Annotated in this window: 14 protein-coding genes and 1 tRNA gene; 13 read left to right on the forward strand and 2 right to left on the reverse strand. The window is 27.9% G+C overall.

The annotated features are described in order from the left end of the window. The first annotated feature begins 34 nt into the window (after window positions 1–34). The 12 genes from sucA (at window position 35) to nadA (ending at window position 12,779) form a co-directional block, all read left to right on the forward strand. A complete protein-coding gene (gene sucA, locus FD727_RS01230; protein ID WP_159938345.1) occupies window positions 35–2,857 on the forward strand; it encodes a 2-oxoglutarate dehydrogenase E1 component in 2,823 nt (940 codons plus the stop codon). Window positions 2,858–2,868: 11 nt separating this feature from the next. After that, window positions 2,869–4,095 (forward strand): 2-oxoglutarate dehydrogenase complex dihydrolipoyllysine-residue succinyltransferase, encoded by a 1,227-nt coding sequence (gene odhB, locus FD727_RS01235; protein ID WP_159938346.1) that lies wholly within the window; start codon window positions 2,869–2,871, stop codon window positions 4,093–4,095. A 59-nt stretch (window positions 4,096–4,154) separates the two neighbouring features. Beyond that, window positions 4,155–5,318 (forward strand): ADP-forming succinate--CoA ligase subunit beta, encoded by a 1,164-nt coding sequence (gene sucC / locus FD727_RS01240; protein ID WP_159938347.1) that lies wholly within the window; start codon window positions 4,155–4,157, stop codon window positions 5,316–5,318. A gap of 3 nt (window positions 5,319–5,321) precedes the next feature. Further along, window positions 5,322–6,197: a succinate--CoA ligase subunit alpha gene (gene sucD, locus FD727_RS01245; RefSeq protein ID WP_159938348.1), complete on the forward strand. Its 876-nt coding sequence runs from the start codon at window positions 5,322–5,324 to the stop codon at window positions 6,195–6,197. Window positions 6,198–6,562: 365 nt separating this feature from the next. After that, window positions 6,563–7,261, forward strand: a complete 699-nt coding sequence (gene tolQ, locus FD727_RS01250; protein WP_159938349.1) for a protein TolQ — start codon at window positions 6,563–6,565, stop codon at window positions 7,259–7,261. Window positions 7,262–7,263: 2 nt separating this feature from the next. Further along, window positions 7,264–7,692 (forward strand): biopolymer transporter ExbD, encoded by a 429-nt coding sequence (locus FD727_RS01255; RefSeq protein ID WP_159938350.1) that lies wholly within the window; start codon window positions 7,264–7,266, stop codon window positions 7,690–7,692. Window positions 7,693–7,716: 24 nt separating this feature from the next. Further along, on the forward strand, window positions 7,717–8,595 hold the full coding sequence (tolA, locus tag FD727_RS01260; RefSeq protein ID WP_159938351.1) for a cell envelope integrity protein TolA: 879 nt from the start codon (window positions 7,717–7,719) through the stop codon (window positions 8,593–8,595). An 82-nt stretch (window positions 8,596–8,677) separates the two neighbouring features. Continuing rightward, on the forward strand, window positions 8,678–9,982 hold the full coding sequence (gene tolB / locus FD727_RS01265) for a Tol-Pal system beta propeller repeat protein TolB (protein ID WP_159938352.1): 1,305 nt from the start codon (window positions 8,678–8,680) through the stop codon (window positions 9,980–9,982). Window positions 9,983–10,046: 64 nt separating this feature from the next. After that, complete coding sequence (gene pal / locus FD727_RS01270) at window positions 10,047–10,547, forward strand: peptidoglycan-associated lipoprotein Pal (RefSeq protein WP_159938353.1); 501 nt, start codon at window positions 10,047–10,049, stop codon at window positions 10,545–10,547. A gap of 1 nt (window position 10,548) precedes the next feature. Then, entirely contained in the window at window positions 10,549–11,274 is a 726-nt protein-coding gene (gene ybgF, locus FD727_RS01275) for a tol-pal system protein YbgF (protein WP_159938354.1), read from the forward strand. Window positions 11,275–11,365: 91 nt separating this feature from the next. Continuing rightward, window positions 11,366–11,438: transfer RNA gene (locus FD727_RS01280), tRNA-Lys, on the forward strand. A gap of 279 nt (window positions 11,439–11,717) precedes the next feature. Continuing rightward, window positions 11,718–12,779: a quinolinate synthase NadA gene (gene nadA, locus FD727_RS01285; RefSeq protein ID WP_159938355.1), complete on the forward strand. Its 1,062-nt coding sequence runs from the start codon at window positions 11,718–11,720 to the stop codon at window positions 12,777–12,779. Window positions 12,780–12,983: 204 nt separating this feature from the next. Here the strand turns inward: nadA and gpmA are convergent, their stop codons facing one another. Continuing rightward, a complete protein-coding gene (gene gpmA, locus FD727_RS01290; RefSeq protein ID WP_159938356.1) occupies window positions 12,984–13,676 on the reverse strand; it encodes a 2,3-diphosphoglycerate-dependent phosphoglycerate mutase in 693 nt (230 codons plus the stop codon). A 425-nt stretch (window positions 13,677–14,101) separates the two neighbouring features. Here gpmA and pgl point away from each other — a divergent pair, with 425 nt between their 5' ends. Then, window positions 14,102–15,100: a 6-phosphogluconolactonase gene (gene pgl / locus FD727_RS01295; RefSeq protein ID WP_159938357.1), complete on the forward strand. Its 999-nt coding sequence runs from the start codon at window positions 14,102–14,104 to the stop codon at window positions 15,098–15,100. Between the two features lie 48 nt (window positions 15,101–15,148). On the opposite strand, the gene FD727_RS01300 is transcribed toward pgl, so the two are convergent. Continuing rightward, window positions 15,149–15,625, reverse strand: coding sequence for a kinase inhibitor (locus FD727_RS01300; RefSeq protein ID WP_159938358.1), 477 nt, complete (start codon window positions 15,623–15,625; stop codon window positions 15,149–15,151). Between the last annotated feature and the right edge of the window lie 2,389 nt (window positions 15,626–18,014).

Genomic DNA, 18,014 nt, shown 5'->3' on the forward strand with positions numbered 1-18,014 from the left:
TTTAAAAAAGCAAAATAATGCTTAAAGGATCACAATGCAGAATAGCGCAATTAAATCCTGGCTGGAATCTTCCTGGCTAGCTGGCGCGAACCAATCTTATATAGAGCAACTTTATGAAGATTTCCTGAACGATCCTAACTCTGTTGACAACATATGGCGTAAGCTATTTCAACAATTATCTATCAGTGATACAGAGCCTGAACAGTTCCATTCTACCGTGCGTGAATATTTTCGAAGTATAGCTAAAAATACAAATCGTTATATTACTAACTTAACTGGTCCAACGACTCATTCAAAACAAATTAAAGTGTTGCAACTAATCGATGCGTTTAGGTTTTACGGTCATCAAAATGCTAATCTAGATCCTCTAGGTCTGTGGAAGCGAGAAATTGTATCAAATCTTAATCTCGCCTACCATGGTTTAACTAGTGATAATCTTAAAGAAATATTTAACGTAGGTTCTTTTAATATGGATAGAGAACCTATGAAATTAATAGATCTTTATACAGACTTGCAGCAAATTTATTGTGGCTCTATCGGTGCGGAATATATGCATATCAATAATGTTGAAGAAAAACACTGGATTCAGCAGCGTCTTGAATCAGGAATAGGGCGTTCTATAAATATTTTTAGTGTAGAAGAAAAAAAAATTTTCTTAAAAGAATTAATAGCAGCTGATGGTTTGGAAAAATATTTAGGTACAAAATTTCCAGGTGCAAAACGTTTTTCTTTAGAAGGTGGAGATTCGTTAATTCCGATGTTACGTGAAATAATTCGTTACGCTGGAAAAAATGATATACATGAAATAGTGTTAGGTATGGCACATCGTGGTCGTTTAAATGTGTTAGTTAATGTGTTAGGCAAAACTCCACAAGATTTATTTGATGAATTTTCAGGCAAATATAAAGAACAACTTGGTACAGGTGATGTTAAGTATCATATGGGGTTTTCATCGGATATTATAACTGATGAGGGTGGTTTGGTACATTTATCATTAGCATTCAACCCATCTCATCTTGAAATAGTTGCTCCAGTAGTTATGGGTTCAGTACGTGCTAGAATAGATCATTTATTTGACTCGAACACTAAAGATATATTACCTATCACTATTCATGGTGATGCTGCTGTAATAGGTCAAGGTGTAATTCAAGAAACTTTAAATATGTCTCAAACTCGTGGTTACGAGATTGGAGGTACTATACGTATAGTCATTAATAATCAAATCGGTTTTACAACATCTAATCTTAAAGATTCACGTTCAACTCCTTACTGCACAGATATTGGTAAAATGATTTGCGCACCTATATTTCATGTTAATGCAGATGATTTAGAAGCAGTAATTTTTGTTACTCGATTAGCATTGGAATACCGAAATAAATTTAAACGTGATATTTTTATTGACTTAGTATGTTATCGTCGTCAAGGACATAATGAAGCTGATGAACCTAGTGCAACTCAACCAATAATGTATCAAAAAATTAAAATGCATCCCATTCCCTATCAAATCTATGCTAAGCAGCTTGAAATTAAAAAGTTAATTACAACAGAGAATGTTATTGAAATGGTCAATATATATCGTAATGCTTTGGATAAAGGGAATTGTGTAGTATCAGAATGTCGTCCAATGAATGTTAATTGGTATAATTGGATACCGCATTTAAATCATCTTTGGGACAAAGATTATCCAGAAAAAATAGATATAAAATATTTACAAAAATTAGCATGTTATATTAGTAGTATACCAGACGAAATAAAAATGCAATTACAAGTTAGTAAAATTTATAAAGATCGTAAAAATATGGCACAAGGTAATAAAGCATTTGATTGGGGAAGTGCAGAAAATCTTGCATATGCTACATTGCTAGATAAAGGTATTTCTATACGTTTATCTGGAGAAGATTCTAGCCGAGGTACTTTTTTCCATCGTCATGCAGTAATTCATAATCAATACGACGGTTCTACTTATGTTCCTTTACAGCACATTCGTAATGGTCAAGGACGATTTGAGATATGGGATTCAGTACTTTCAGAAGAAGCAGTATTAGCATTTGAATATGGTTATTCTACATCAAAACCTTTTGTTCTAACTATTTGGGAAGCACAATTTGGTGATTTTGCTAATGGAGCACAGGTAGTAATAGATCAATTCATCAGTTCAGGTGCACAAAAATGGAGACAAATGTGTGGGCTAGTTATGTTATTACCTCACGGTTATGAAGGACAAGGACCTGAACATTCATCCGCACGTTTAGAACGATATTTGCAACTTTGTGCAGAGCAAAATATGATGGTTTGTATTCCATCTACACCATCTCAAATTTATCATTTATTACGTTTTCAGGCATTAAATAAAAATACACGCTGTCCTTTAATTATAATAACACCAAAATCACTATTACGTCATCCTTTGGCAATTTCTTCATTAGAAGAATTAGCTAGTGGATATTTTCATCCTGTAATTAATGAAATTGATAATTTAGAATCTAATAAGATAAAACGTATCATTTTCTGTTCTGGTAAAATTTACTATGAATTACTGGAGCAACGTCGCAAGAAGAAATTGTTCGAAATTGCTATAATTCGAATTGAACAACTTTATCCATTTCCAGATCAAGTGGTACGCGATATTTTACAAGATTATGCTCATGTAAAAGATTTTATTTGGTGTCAAGAAGAACCTTTAAATCAAGGAGCATGGTATTGCAGTCAACATCACTTTCGTGAAGTGATTCCATTTGGTGCATCACTACGTTATGCCGGTCGTCCACCTTCTGCTTCACCAGCTGTAGGATATATGTCTATACATCAAGAACAGCAGAAGACTTTAGTGAATGATGCGCTGAATTTTGATCAATAAAAGGAAAAAAAATGAATAGCGTAGAAATTCTAGTTCCTGATTTGCCTGAATCTGTATCCGATGCAACAGTTGCAACATGGTATAAAAAAGTTGGTGAATCTGTAAATCGTGATGAAATTTTGGTTGATATTGAAACTGATAAAGTAATATTGGAAGTACCGGCTTCTATTAAAGGTATTTTAGAAAAAATATTAGAACAGGAAGGTGCTACTGTAACTTCTCGTCAAGTTTTGGGATTTTTAAAGGAAGAAAATAGCAATTCTCAAAAAATAACTAAAGTAGAAAGTAATAAATTTAATTTAACATCACCTCAATCACCTAATGTAGCAGTAGAAAATGATAGTGCATCTAAACTAAGTCCTGCTATACGTCGCTTAATTTTGGAAAATAATGTTGATGTAAGCAAAATTAAAGGAACTGGTATAGGTGGACGTATTATTCGCGAAGATATTGATAATTACCTTATAAAAAAAATAGATGATAGCAAAAATACGCTAAAGACAACATCAATACCCGAAGTGGAACAGACAATAATTGTTCGTAATGAACAGCGTGTACCTATGACACGTCTGCGTAAACGTCTAGCAGAACGTTTATTAGATGTAAAAAATAGCACTGCTATGTTAACTACTTTTAATGAAGTAAACATGAAGTCAATTATAGATATTCGTAAACATTACGGTGATATTTTTGAGAAACGTCATGGAGTCAGATTAGGTTTTATGTCTTTTTATATTAAGGCAGTATTAGAAGGATTAAAACGTTTTCCAGAAATAAATGCTTCTATTGATGGTGATGATATAGTATATCACAATTATTTTGATATTAGCATTGCAGTATCTACTCCACGCGGATTAGTAACACCTGTTTTAAATGATGTTGATACATTTAGTATGGCTGATATTGAAAAAAAAGTTAAAGAATTAGCACTAAAGGGTAGGGATGGTAAGTTAACTGTAGAAGAATTAACTGGTGGTAATTTTACCATAACTAATGGTGGAGTATTTGGTTCATTAATGTCCACCCCTATTATTAATCCACCCCAAAGCGCTATTTTAGGTATACATGTTATTAAAGATCGACCGGTAGCTATAGATAAACAGATTGTTATAATGCCAATGATGTATTTAGCGCTTTCTTACGATCATCGTTTAATTGATGGTCGTGAATCAGTAGGATATTTAATGTTGGTAAAGGATATCTTAGAAGATCCAGCTCGTATAATTTTAGACATTTAAATTATTTAAAATGGGTATGTATTAAGATTACAGTCTTTAATTCTAACTGGATAAATATTATGAATTTACATGAATACCAAGCTAAACAGTTATTTATTCAATATAATATGTTAGTCCCCATTGGATATATCTGTACTACTCCTTATGAAGCGCAAATAGCTGCTTCTAAAATAGGAATAGGTCCATGGGTACTAAAATGTCAGGTACACGCTGGTGGAAGAGGTAAAGCCGGTGCAGTAAAAGTTATTCATGATAAAGCTGAAGTTTACAATTTCGCTCAAAATTGGCTAGGTAAACGTTTAAGAACTTATCAAACTGGTATCCATGGTCAACCAGTAACTAAAATTTTAATTGAAGCAGCAACCCATATTGATAAAGAACTATACTTAGGTGTTGTAGTAGATCATGACCTCTGTCGTGTAGTTTGCATGGTATCTACTCAAGGTGGTATTGATATTGAAAAGGTTGCAGAAAATAACCCACATCTTATCCATAAAGTACAACTAGATCCATTAACAGGACCACAACCATATCAAGCAAGAAAGTTAGCATTCGCACTTGGCTTGAATAAACAACAAATGCAGCAATTTACTAGTATTTTCATGGGATTAACTAATATGTTCCTAGAATGCGATTTATCTTTAGCAGAGATTAATCCGTTAGTGATTACAAAACAAGGAAACTTAATGTGTCTTGATGGTAAATTAAGTATAGATAGTAATGCATTATTTAGACAAACAAAAATATGTAAAATGTATGATCCAAGTCAAGAAGATCCACGTGAATCTTACTCTAAACAATGGAAATTAAATTATGTAGCATTAGATGGTAATATTGGTTGCATGGTCAATGGTGCTGGATTAGCTATGGGAACTATGGATATTGTAAAAAAGTATGGCGGAAAACCGGCTAATTTTCTTGATGTTGGTGGTAGTGTAACTCAAGAACGTGTGACCGAAGCTTTTAAAATAATTTTATCCGATAATGCTGTAAAAGTAATTTTTGTTAATATTTTTGGTGGTATTGTACGATGTGATCTAATCGCAGATGGTATTATTAATGCAGTTACTGAAGTTGGTTTTAACATTCCAGTAGTAGTACGTTTAGAAGGGAATAATGCTAAATTAGCTGCTGAAAAATTAATGCTTAGCAAATTAAATATCATTTCAGAAACTAGCTTAGCTAATGCAGCGAAACGTGTTGTTATTGCTGCTGGAGAATAAATAATGTCAATTATAGTCGATAAAAACACAAAAGTTATTTGTCAGGGTTTTACAGGAAATCAAGGTACTTTTCATTCTGCACAAGCGCTACTATATGGTACTAAATTAGTGGGAGGTATTACTCCGGGGAAGGGAGATACTATACATCTAGGACTACCAGTATTTAATACAGTATATGAAGCAGTAGCAACTACCGGTGCTACTGCTACTGTAATTTATGTTCCAGCACCTTTTTGTAAAGATAGTATATTAGAAGCAATAGATGCAAAAATTAAATTAATTATTACTATTACTGAAGGTATCCCCACGCTTGATATGTTAACCATAAAAACGAAGCTAGATGAAACAGGTGTATGTATGATCGGTCCTAATTGTCCGGGTATAATCACGCCCGGTGAATGTAAAATTGGCATTATGCCAGGAGATATACATCAACCAGGTTGTATTGGAATAGTATCACGTTCTGGTACTTTAACGTATGAAGCAGTAAAACAAACTACAGATCTTGGTTATGGTCAGTCTACTTGCGTAGGGATAGGTGGGGATCCTATCTTAGGAACTAATTTTATTGATATATTAAAAATGTTTCAAGAAGACGAACAGACTAAAGCAATTATTTTAATTGGTGAAATTGGTGGAAATGCGGAAGAAGAAGCTGCTAATTTTATTAAAAATCATATAACTAAACCTGTAGTAGGGTATATAGCTGGTGTAACAGCACCAAAAGGTAAACGTATGGGGCATGCCGGTGCTATTATTTCAGGTAGTAGAGGTACGGCAGATAAAAAATTTATTGCACTAGAGCAAGCTGGTGTAAAAACAGTCAATAGTTTAGATGATATTGGAAATATGGTAAAATTAATTTTACCATATAACTAAAATTATTATTACTTATATATCCAATATTTATTGGATATTTTAATTCATATTAAACAATAAAATACAAATTTTATCATAAATATTTTATCTTGGTTTAATCAAATATATTTTATGTGTTAATATATGCAATATAGTATTTGTTATTTTAGATTTTACTAAATTACTTAAATGTATTATGCATTAATTTTAATACTGTTTTTTTATTTAAGAGCCGACAAGACTAAAATAGTATTTTTTATAAAAGAATTTTTATTAAGCAGTTAGTAAAACTATAATATATATAGTATATTTTACTAACTATATAGTTAATAGCTATCTAAATATCATTAGTGATACTTAGTTTATATTCTTATGGAGTTTAAATATTGCTTGATATTAATATCATTGATTTATACATAAAATCTAGTAGTTTGGTTAAACTTGTTATATTTATTTTAATTGGTTTTTCCATTTTATCTTGGGCTATTATTATTCAAAGGGCACGTATTTTAAAGGCTGCTTCTCACGAAATAAAAATATTTGAAAATAAATTTTGGTCTGGCATTGAATTATCACAACTGTATCAGATAAGTTATGAACATCGTCATGAATTAAATGGTTTAGAACAAATTTTCTTTTCTGGACTTAAAGAATTTTCCTGTTTATATCATGGTAATACCAAGTTACCGAAGGTAGCTCTAAGTGGAGCTATACGTGCTATGCGTATTTCTATAAATCGTGAAATAGAAAGTTTAGAAAGTTATATGGATTGTTTAGGAACAATTGGCTCTATTAGCCCTTATATAGGTTTGTTTGGTACAGTTTTAGGAATAATGCATGCATTTATTAATATTTCTAGTATTAAACAAACTGCATTGTCGATTGTAGCTCCTGGTATTGCAGAATCTTTGTTCACTACTGCTATAGGCTTATTTACTGCTATTCCTGCAGTAATGGCTTATAATCGGTTTAATTATCTTATTAGAAAAATAGAGCAAGATTATACTAGTTTTACGGAAGAATTTATAGCATTATTGTATCGTCAATCATTTGTAAGTAAAAAAGATAATGTAGGTAAAAATTAATAATGCCTAGAATTCGTGGATATAATAGTTATCGCAATATACAATCGGGAATCAATATAGTACCATTATTAGATGTATTTCTTATATTATTAATTACTTTAATGATTAGTATTCCAAATACAAACCAAAGCATAGAAGTAAATTTACCAGATGCAGATATTTCACAAAGTGTATTTAATGAAAATAATTCAATAGTCATTATTGAAATTCTAGATATCAAACAATATCGGTTGCTAGTTAATAATATTCATATGAAGTTATCAGCAGAGGAAATGATCTATGAGATCAATAATAGAATTAAGTCTAATCCAAAAACAATTTTTTTAATAGGTGCGACAAAACTTATACCTTATGATGAAGTTATTAATATCCTAAATTTATTGCACAAATGTGGTGTTAAATCTGTTGGTTTAATGACTCATCCGATTTAAATTAATCAATTTTAGGAATTGAACGTGACCACAATAAGCGGTCAAAATAAAAAACTAAAAGAAGAAATAATAATTTCAGCAATGTTACATATAATTTTATTTACTCTACTAATTTACACGTCATTTCATGAATTTAATAAATTAAATTTGAGTAAAAAAAATATTGATGCAATAATGATTGATTCTAGTAAAATAATAGAACAATATAATTTAAATAGATATAATAAAAGTATTAATAAACAACGTGTTAAGATTCAAGATAAGTACATACAAAGCACAAATAATCAAATAAAATATACAGACTATCATAAATTAAAAAAAGGTGTTATACAAAAGGTTGAAACTAACAAAAAACAAATTAATCAAAAAAATCATGTATATAAAATACCTCAAGATGTATCTTTCCCGATTAAAGATAATGTTAAACAACCAGAAATTACTTTAAAATTAAAATCACTAAAGGTGTCGAAAATTAATCCCTATAACAAACAATTATCTACTAATAGTAAAGGTGATGAATCTACCGTTTCTAATTTAATAAAAAATTTGGCTTCAGAAGACAAAATTTTAAAAAATAATTCTAATAATATTATAAATACTCAAAATCAGAATAAAATATTAACTAATAAATTAAATACAGCTTTAACTACTTATTTAGAAAAAATTACTAATGCTATTCAAAATCATTTCTATAATGCGAATACATATCACGGTAAAAGTTGTTATTTACGTATGAGAATAGCATCAAATGGATTATTAATGAATATAAAAGCAGAAAGAGGTGATAAAATATTGTGTCAAGCTGCTATTTTAGCTGCTGAACAGGCACATATTCCAGCACCACCGTCGTTAGAAATATATAAGTTTTTTGAAAATATTATAATGATTTTTACACCAAAATAGATATATTAATTAGATTAATTTATCTATTTTAAAAAGTATATCAATAATTATGAACTTAAAGTGTAGTTAAAAGGAATAAAAGATGATACGTACATTTTATGTAACTTTAAGTTTTATTACATTGTTATGGACTGCAATACTTAATGCAGAAGTACGTATTGAAATTACTCAAGGTTTAAATACTGCACGTCCAATTGGTATATTACCGTTTCAATGGATAGGGAGGAGGGAAGTAATATCAGAAGATTTGGGAAAAATTATTTCAGCTGATTTACGTAATAGTGGTAAATTCATTCCTTTAGATCAGTCTAAATTATCACACTATCCAATGAGTCTGCGAGAAATAAAATCTTTTTTTTATAATACGTTAGGCATTGATACTATAGTAATAGGACAGTTAAAATCTAATGTTGATGGTAGTTATCAAGTGGAGTATCAATTATTAAATATTAATGATATTACAGTTGAAATATTGGAACAAGATTCAGTTAAAGTAAGTAAAATATTATGGCTTCGTTGTGCTGCACATACTGTTAGTGATGAAATTTTTGAGCAATTAACTGGCATCAAAGGAGCGTTTCGTACACGTATTGCTTATGTAGCTAAAAACGATAATAGTCCTTTTCCATATGAATTATGTATTACCGACTATGATGGTTATAATAAATTTGTGATACATCGTTCAACACAACCGTTAATGTCACCAGCTTGGTCACCTGATGGTAACAACATTGCATATGTTACATTTGAAAGTGGTAGGTCTGTATTAATTATACAAACATTAAATAATGCTGTTATTCAAACAATATCATCTTATGCATGTCATAATGGTGCCCCAGCATTTTCACCGGATGGTTCTAAGTTAGTTTTCGCTCTTTCTAAAACTGGTAGTCTTAATTTATATATAATAGATTTAAAATCAAAAAAAATACAACAAATAACTAATGGAAGCTATAATAATACTGAACCTACATGGTTTCCAGATAATCATACATTAGCATACACTTCTGATCAATCTGGAATGCCTCAAATTTATAAAATTGATATCAATATTAAAATACCAGAACGTCTAACTTGGCAAGGAGTATATAATCAGAATGCAAATATATCTTCAGATGGTAAAACGATGGTGATGATTAGCAGTGATAATAATGGTATTCAACATGTTGCTAAACAGGATTTAGAAACAGGAGATATTACAATATTAACCAGCACATTTCTTGATGAAACACCAAATTTTTCACCCAATAATGTAATGATAATTTATCGTTCTATCCAAGGTGACAAATCAGTAATACAATTAATTTCCACTGATGGATATTTTAAAGCTTATTTACCAACAGTGTACAAACAAATTACATTTCCTGTTTGGTCTCCTTATCTTTGATCTTTAATAAATAAAATTTACATTAAATATTTTCTGATAAATATATCAAATAAAAGGCATAAAAATGCAACTTAATAAAATATTAATGGGTCTTATATGGACTATATTATTAGTCAGTATAAATGGTTGTAGTTCTCAAAAAAATAAAAATTACCGAGAAAATAATAGTACCAATCCTGTTCAACAGAATAAAGTTAACAGCAATGAGCAAACTTTTACACAATTACAGCAACATAATATCGTTTATTTTGATTTAAATAAGTATAATTTAAAGTCTGATGCTATTGATTTATTAAATCAACATATAAATTTCATGATAAATAATCCATCTAATAAAATTATTATTGAAGGTCATACAGATGAACGTGGTACTCCAGAATATAACATTGCTTTAGGAGAAAAACGTGCAAATGCAGTAAAAATATATTTAGAGAGTAGAGGTATATCCACTAAGCAACTATCTATTGTATCTTACGGTAAAGAAAAACCTGCAGTTATAGGTCATGATGAAGTATCATATGCTAAAAATCGACGTGCCATAATAAATTATCAAAGAAAATTATAATATGATTAATAAATTAAAGTTTTATATTTTAATTATTTTGTTATTTTGTATATCACCATTTTTTAATATTTTTATAAAATCTTGGAACGTTAATGCTCAAATATTATTTGGTAATTTTGACTTTAAATCAATAAATAATCGTGTTAATATTCTTGAGCAAATATCTAAATCTCAAGCTCAGTTGTTACAAGAACAACAACAAGAAATTGATGATAATAAAAATGATATTAATTTATTACGAGGACAGATTCAACAAAATACTCATCAAATTAATCAATTAGTTCAAAATCAACAACAACTTAATAATTCTATTGATATCTTAAATACTAGAAATAACCGTATACAGCTAATCAACAATGATATTATTAGTTATAATGATGCTATTGAACTTATTTTAAATAAAAAAGAATATGATGATGCCATCAATAAGTTACAAGTCTGGGTAAAACAATATCCTAACTCTGTTTATCAGCCTAATGCCAATTATTGGCTTGGTCAATTATTTTATAACAAAGGTGATAAAAATCAAGCATCTCATTATTTCGCTACTATAATAAAACATTATCCTAAATCTTCTAAAACTTCAGAAGCATTATTAAAAATTGGTATTTTTATGCAAGAAAAGAATGATATAATAAGAGCTAAAGCAATATATCGGCAAATAATTAAACAGTTTCCGAATACTGATTCTTCTAAACAAGCACAAAAATATCTTTCTAAATTATAGTTTAGATTTATTAAATGAAATAGTTAAAATATTAGTTGCGTTATTTATTGAAGTTAGTAAGATATGTTATTTTAAAAGAATATTTTGAGACGGGTCGTTAGCTCAGTTGGTAGAGCAGTTGACTTTTAATCAATTGGTCGCAGGTTCGAATCCTGCACGACCTATTATATTATTGTTTTAATTAATTTATTTCTCTAAGAGAATGAATTATAATTTCAATAGTAGTTATTAGTTAATATTTTCTATAAGAAATTACTTATCAATATAATATAAAACATTTACATATAATCTTGTTAATAAGCAATAAATTTAGTTTATATAAGAAATAACTATTTATAGTTTTCAACTATTTTTTGGTAATTTTATAATGATATGTAATTAACTTAACACCATATGATTTTTTCATGTTTATGTATAAATAAATTTAATTAAATAAAAGTTTTATGAGTATAAAGTTTAATCCTGAAACCATTTATTCATCATTTACTTCTAAAAGAGAAATTCTTAATGAAGATGAAAAATTTTATTTATCTAATAAAATTAAAAAATTATTAAAAATAAGAAATGCAGTAATGGTAGCTCACTATTATACAGATCCAGAAATTCAATCCTTAGTTGAAGAGACAGGGGGTTATGTAGCAGATTCTTTAGAAATGGCACGTTTTTGTACTACACATTCAGCTTCTATTTTATTTGTAATTGGTGTGCGTTTTATGGGGGAAACTGCAAAAATCCTTAATCCAAAGAAAATAGTTTTAATGCCAACATTAGACGCAGAATGTTCGTTAGATTTAAGTTGTCCATTTGATGAATTTAATCGTTTTTGTAATAATCATCCGGATCGAACTGTAGTGGTATATGCTAATACATCTGTAGCTGTTAAAATTCGTGCAGATTGGATAGTTACATCAAGTATTGCTTTACATTTAGTTAATTATCTTGATAGTCTTGGTCAAAAAATCATTTGGGCACCAGATCGCCATCTTGGTAATTATATTGTACAACAAACAGGTGCTGATATTCTTTGCTGGGATGGAACATGTATTGTACATGATGAATTTAAAAGCAAGTCATTAGAACGTATGAAAATGTTTTATCCACATGCAGCGATCTTAGTACATCCAGAGTCTCCAAAGTCCATTGTTGAACTTGCTGATGTTGTTGGCTCAACCAGTCAATTAATATATGCAGCAAAATCTTTACCACACCCACAAATAATTGTTGCTACTGATCGCAGTATCTTTTATAAAATGCAAAAAATAGTTCCACATAAAGAGTTAATAATAGCACCAACTACTGGTGAAGGTGCTACTTGCCGTAGTTGTGCACATTGTCCATGGATGGCCATGAATAATCTAAGAGCAATTGCTGATGGATTAGAACATGGTGGTAATAAACACGAAATACATATTGATACAGCTTTATGTGAAGCTGCTTTATTACCTCTCAATCGAATGCTATCCTTTGCAGCAAAGCTTAAAATACAATCTAAAGTAAATAATTAGTGAATTAATCTTATGAAGATTATATCAATAATTTGCATATTGATAGCATATCTTTTGTATATCATATAAATTTAATAATTTTACATATTGATATTTACATATTTTATATAAATTTGTAAATATTTAATACATTGAAAATATATTTTTCACGAAGTAGCTTTGCTTATAATATTGTAGCTAAAAACTAATAAATTAATGTATTACTTAGTTAAGATAGTAATGTTTAATAGGAACAAAATTTTTATTAAAAAAATAAACTATTGGTATCCCAGTAGGAATATTTAATTCAGATATTTTATCTTCGTTGATATGATCGATATGTTTAATTAAAGCACGTAATGAGTTACCATGTGCAACAATAATTATTTGTTCATTATTTTTAATTCTAGGAAAAATATTTTTTTCCCAAAAAGGAATAACTCGATTCATAGTTAATGCTAAACTTTCAGTAGTTGGAAGTTGTTCATTGCTTATTGACTCATAGCGTTGATCGTAACCCGAATAATGTTGATTATTACTATTTAAAGCTGGAGGGAGATCCATAAAGCCACGTCGCCATTTTTGAACTTGTTTATCTCCATATTTTTCTATAGTTTCGGTTTTGTTTAATCCTTGGAGTGCTCCATAATGCCGCTCATTTAAACGCCAAGTTTTTTCAACTGGTAACCAAGCTAGATCCAATTCATCTAATATATACCATAAAGTATGAATGGCGCGTTTTAGCAATGAAGTATAAGCATAATTAAATATAAATTTATCTTTTAATAATTTTCCAGCTATTTTAGCTTCATTACGACCTTTGTCTGATAAATCTACATCATACCATCCAGTAAAGCGATTTTCCTTATTCCATTCGCTTTCACCATGTCGTATTAGAACGAGTTTAGTTGTATGCATAAAATTCTCTCTTTAATTTTTATTTACTGGTGATAACTTTATTAAATAAAATAAGATTTCTATAGATTTTTATACCGCTATATTTTATTTAATTAATTTACATATAATTAAACTACTATAAATGAATTTATTGATTCCGTGATTAGAGTATTACTAATTATTTAAATTTGTACTAAATATATATTTATATATGTAATACATATGAAATATGATTATAAACGATGTTTTAATAAAATTAAGTGATTTAATTGTGTTATTAGAATAATTTTAATAATTATATTTGCATGCATTATTATTATTATTGAATAAATAAATCTATTATATTAGTAAATAATCAAATACTATAAGATTTAATATTTAAAATTAGTATATGGTGTAATCACATACTTTATTGTAAGTATATGATTCCATAGTTAGGATCTTATATGACACAAATTGTATATATTGCTAGTCCTGAAAGTAAACAAATTTATAGTTGGCAATTACTAGCAAATGGCAGCTTAACATTATTACAAATCATCAATACAGATACTCAAGTACAACCAATGGTAATCAGTCCAAAAAAAGATTTTCTATATGCAGGTGGTCGTCCAAATTTTTGTGTATTATCATATCGTATTATGAAAAATGGTACTTTAATATTAGTTGATGAAACACCTTTACCCGGAAGTCCAACGTATATTTCTGTTGATCAATATAGAAGGTATTTATTTTGTAGTTCTTATAACAACGCCAGTATTAGTGTTAGTCCCATTAATAGCAATGGTATACCACAATTATGTAATCAAATAATCAATGGTATTGATGGATGCCATTCAGCAAATATTGCACTCAATAATCAATTATTATTTGTGCCTGCATTAAAACAAGATTGCATTTATTTATTTAAATTTAAATCTAATGGCTTATTATTTCCTTATAAACAAATACAATTAAAAACTATTAAAGGTTCTGGTCCCCGTCATATGTCATTTCATCCAAATGGTAGATATGCTTATTCTTTAAATGAACTAAACAGTAGTGTTGATGTTTGGTCTATTAATGAATTAAACGGATTAATTAAATGCATACAAAATATTGATATGATGCCTAAAAATTTTTTAAATACAATACGTTGGGCTTCAGACATCCATATTACTCCAAATGGAAAATTTTTATATACTTGTGATCGCACAAGTAGCATATTGACTATGTTTAGTATTAATGAAGATGGTGCGTCATTAACTATGAAAGATTTTCAATTTACTGAAAAACAGCCACGTAGTTTTAATATTGATCACAATGGAGAATATCTATTATTAGCTGGACAAAAATCTCATCGTGTTAAAGTATACAAAATTCAAGAACACGGTGTTTTAATGGAATTAACGAGCTACCACACAGGACAAGGACCTATATGGGTAGTCATACATCAGTTAGATTAAAAATAATCTAGTTGTTATTATAATATTTAATACTGGTAATACTATTTATTATAAATAAATAGCTGTGATTGATGCACTTGTAATCAAATGATAATGCATTTTAAATCCAACCATTGCACCACTGTCATTTTCATCAACATTAAGCTTGTTTATATTTAAAGCATGTACATTAAAGATGTATCTGTGAGACTTGTTTGGGGGTGGTGCTGCTCCGCCATATCCAATTTTACCAAAATCAGTACGTGTTTGAATAGCTCCCTTTGGTAATTTATTTATATCAGTGCCAGCACCTTGTTCGAGCATATTAACTGTAATAGGAATATTTACTACTATCCAATGCCACCATCCTGAACCAGTTGGTGCGTCAGGATCATAGCAAGTTATAATAAAACTTTTTGTATTAGATGGTATTTCATCCCATGATAAATGAGGTGATATATTACCTCCGGTATATCCCATTCCATTAAAAACATGTAATTCAGGCATTTTATCCCCGTCATAAAAATCTTTGCTAAATATACGCATGATATTCACCTTATAATTTAATTTAATAAAATATAAAATATACATTTGTATCTAGAGTAGAAATATGGATTGTAGCTATAACAATGAAAATATTTTCTTCATATTCTAGAATACCATGTATGATAATGGTTAATTACTTTAGTTTAATGAATTAAATTTAATATAGTGGTATTTAATAAATTAATTTATTTGAATCTTAATCAATCCATATATTTTATTAATAAGAATTTAATATAACTTTATTTTCAAGTTTAAATGCTTTTATAGCACCAATTTACAAATATGTTAATATTATTAATATTAAAGTTAATGCAAAATCAATAATCCGTTATATAAATAATTTGTAATCTATATAACTTAAGTTACGTAGTTTCTTTCATTTATTAAAAATAAATTGTCTATTAATATAAATAATATATTGAATACGCAATAAAATAGGTAACACATTCATATATAAAATATAACGTTGTTGAATACGACTAATTATCGTATCCATTGTATGTTTATTTACCAAGAACTCAAATCATAAAATATCATCAGTTAATGTTTTGCTAAAATGTACAATATTAAGCATAATTCAGCATATTAACAATTTAAAATCGCTCAGTGCTAACAAAATTAGCATCAATTATTTCTTCAATTAATAATATTAATGCACTGTAATATTAACGAAGTAAATTTACTTGTTGTAAAGAACATGGATATTAAAAATAATATACTCTTTTAGCTCCTTTTAAAATTAGCATAATTTTTCTAATTCTAAAAATCATTAAAAATACAATAAAATACTTTTGCGAAAAAATAACTAGTTAGATAACTACGCTAAATATTATTTATAGAATTTTTGGATCTCATATCAATATTATTAAATGTCATTAACATGATAATCATGTATTAAAATAAATAATTTAATATACTGATTAGGTATTAAACAATATTATAATATAATATATATTTATAGTTATTTTGCTATATAACCTGAATTTACAAATAATATTCACTATCATGCTGTAGATATAATTCCAATCAATATGGAATTAAGTTATATTTTTATAGTTATATAATGCTATTGAACATTATATATTACATCTAATTAATTTTTTATTTTATTCTTTCATACAATTATGAATGATAATAATCATGAATTACTGCCTACCATGAATACATACTTTAAACTAAATTAATTACATTAGATAAATATGATTGATAATTAGCTATAAAAACTAATAAATAATACAATAACGAATAAAAACTATTGACATATAAAATTTTGCTAAACATGTTATCTTGATAAAATAAATTATTTGTGCTGAACATACCGCTTATAAATAAAATTTAAATTAATTCATATCAATGTTAAATATTAGTCAATATTCTTAATATAATAGTAAATTATAATTAATAGTTGGATATTTATAAAAACATCAAAAACTATTTAAATATTCTTTGTTTAAATTAATAATCAGAACACAAATAATATACATGAAGAGTTTTAATGCTTGTTTAATATAATCAAGTAAATTATAATTAATTAAAGCAAGACCTTAACTATATGGTTATATGTAAATGTTATTCTCAAGTATGATATTATAAAACCGGTATTTAATCTTAGAACATAATAAATTTTAAAATAATATGAATATCTACAAAAAACTAAAATTAATTGTGCAACCAGTTTTTGCATGAGAGTTAAATATAAAAATTACTATGAACACAATATATTACAAGTACAAGATATGATGATATAAAATTAAAAATATATGTATCTTGCATGACGTTAAGTACATTTAATCATATTTAAGTTACGTGCCTTAATCAAGCATGGCAGTATTAGATTTTTATAACTATAATTTTGATATGTTCTTAATTTAACTTAGTGTTATTACTACATATAGTTATTAACTACATTTAATACTTTAATAAACGTTACTTTATTTATTGATAGCACTTGATTAACAGAAAAATATAGTAGAAATTGATCATGTTGATGATAGTATCTCTTTTATACATATTACAGGTTGTAGATATTAACATTCATAACTTGAAAAGCAATTAATCGATTGATTAGATTTTCCTGAATTATTATTTATTTTAGATTTATTAATAATTCAGTAATTGTTCATTTAATATTAGCATTAAAAAAATACAATAATATTATAATTGATAAGATAGTATCTGCATCTTTATTAAAGTATATATTTCACATTCTAGTAAAACTAAGCAAATTTGCTGAGAATAGCACTGAACCTTTAATAAAATTAATAATACTCTATTATAAAACTTTAACATTAATGATAACAAAAAGTATATTTAATATGAAAAGTGATGATAGTAATGCACTCAGACCGTTAAAAAAATAAAAAAGTCTAATGTTTAGTTGTTTATCATG

The organism is Pantoea sp. Mhis, from assembly GCF_009830015.1.

Bases quoted from the DNA above. Each gene is read 5' to 3' on its own strand.
- sucA (WP_159938345.1), top strand. From the start codon at position 35: ATGCAGAATAGCGCAATTAAATCCTGGCTGGAATCTTCCTGGCTAGCT.
- odhB (WP_159938346.1), top strand. From the start codon at position 2,869: ATGAATAGCGTAGAAATTCTAGTTCCTGATTTGCCTGAATCTGTATCC.
- sucC (WP_159938347.1), top strand. From the start codon at position 4,155: ATGAATTTACATGAATACCAAGCTAAACAGTTATTTATTCAATATAAT.
- sucD (WP_159938348.1), top strand. From the start codon at position 5,322: ATGTCAATTATAGTCGATAAAAACACAAAAGTTATTTGTCAGGGTTTT.
- FD727_RS01255 (WP_159938350.1), top strand. From the start codon at position 7,264: ATGCCTAGAATTCGTGGATATAATAGTTATCGCAATATACAATCGGGA.
- tolB (WP_159938352.1), top strand. From the start codon at position 8,678: ATGATACGTACATTTTATGTAACTTTAAGTTTTATTACATTGTTATGG.
- pal (WP_159938353.1), top strand. From the start codon at position 10,047: ATGCAACTTAATAAAATATTAATGGGTCTTATATGGACTATATTATTA.
- ybgF (WP_159938354.1), top strand. From the start codon at position 10,549: ATGATTAATAAATTAAAGTTTTATATTTTAATTATTTTGTTATTTTGT.
- nadA (WP_159938355.1), top strand. From the start codon at position 11,718: ATGAGTATAAAGTTTAATCCTGAAACCATTTATTCATCATTTACTTCT.
- gpmA (WP_159938356.1), bottom strand. From the start codon at position 13,676: ATGCATACAACTAAACTCGTTCTAATACGACATGGTGAAAGCGAATGG.
- pgl (WP_159938357.1), top strand. From the start codon at position 14,102: ATGACACAAATTGTATATATTGCTAGTCCTGAAAGTAAACAAATTTAT.
- FD727_RS01300 (WP_159938358.1), bottom strand. From the start codon at position 15,625: ATGCGTATATTTAGCAAAGATTTTTATGACGGGGATAAAATGCCTGAA.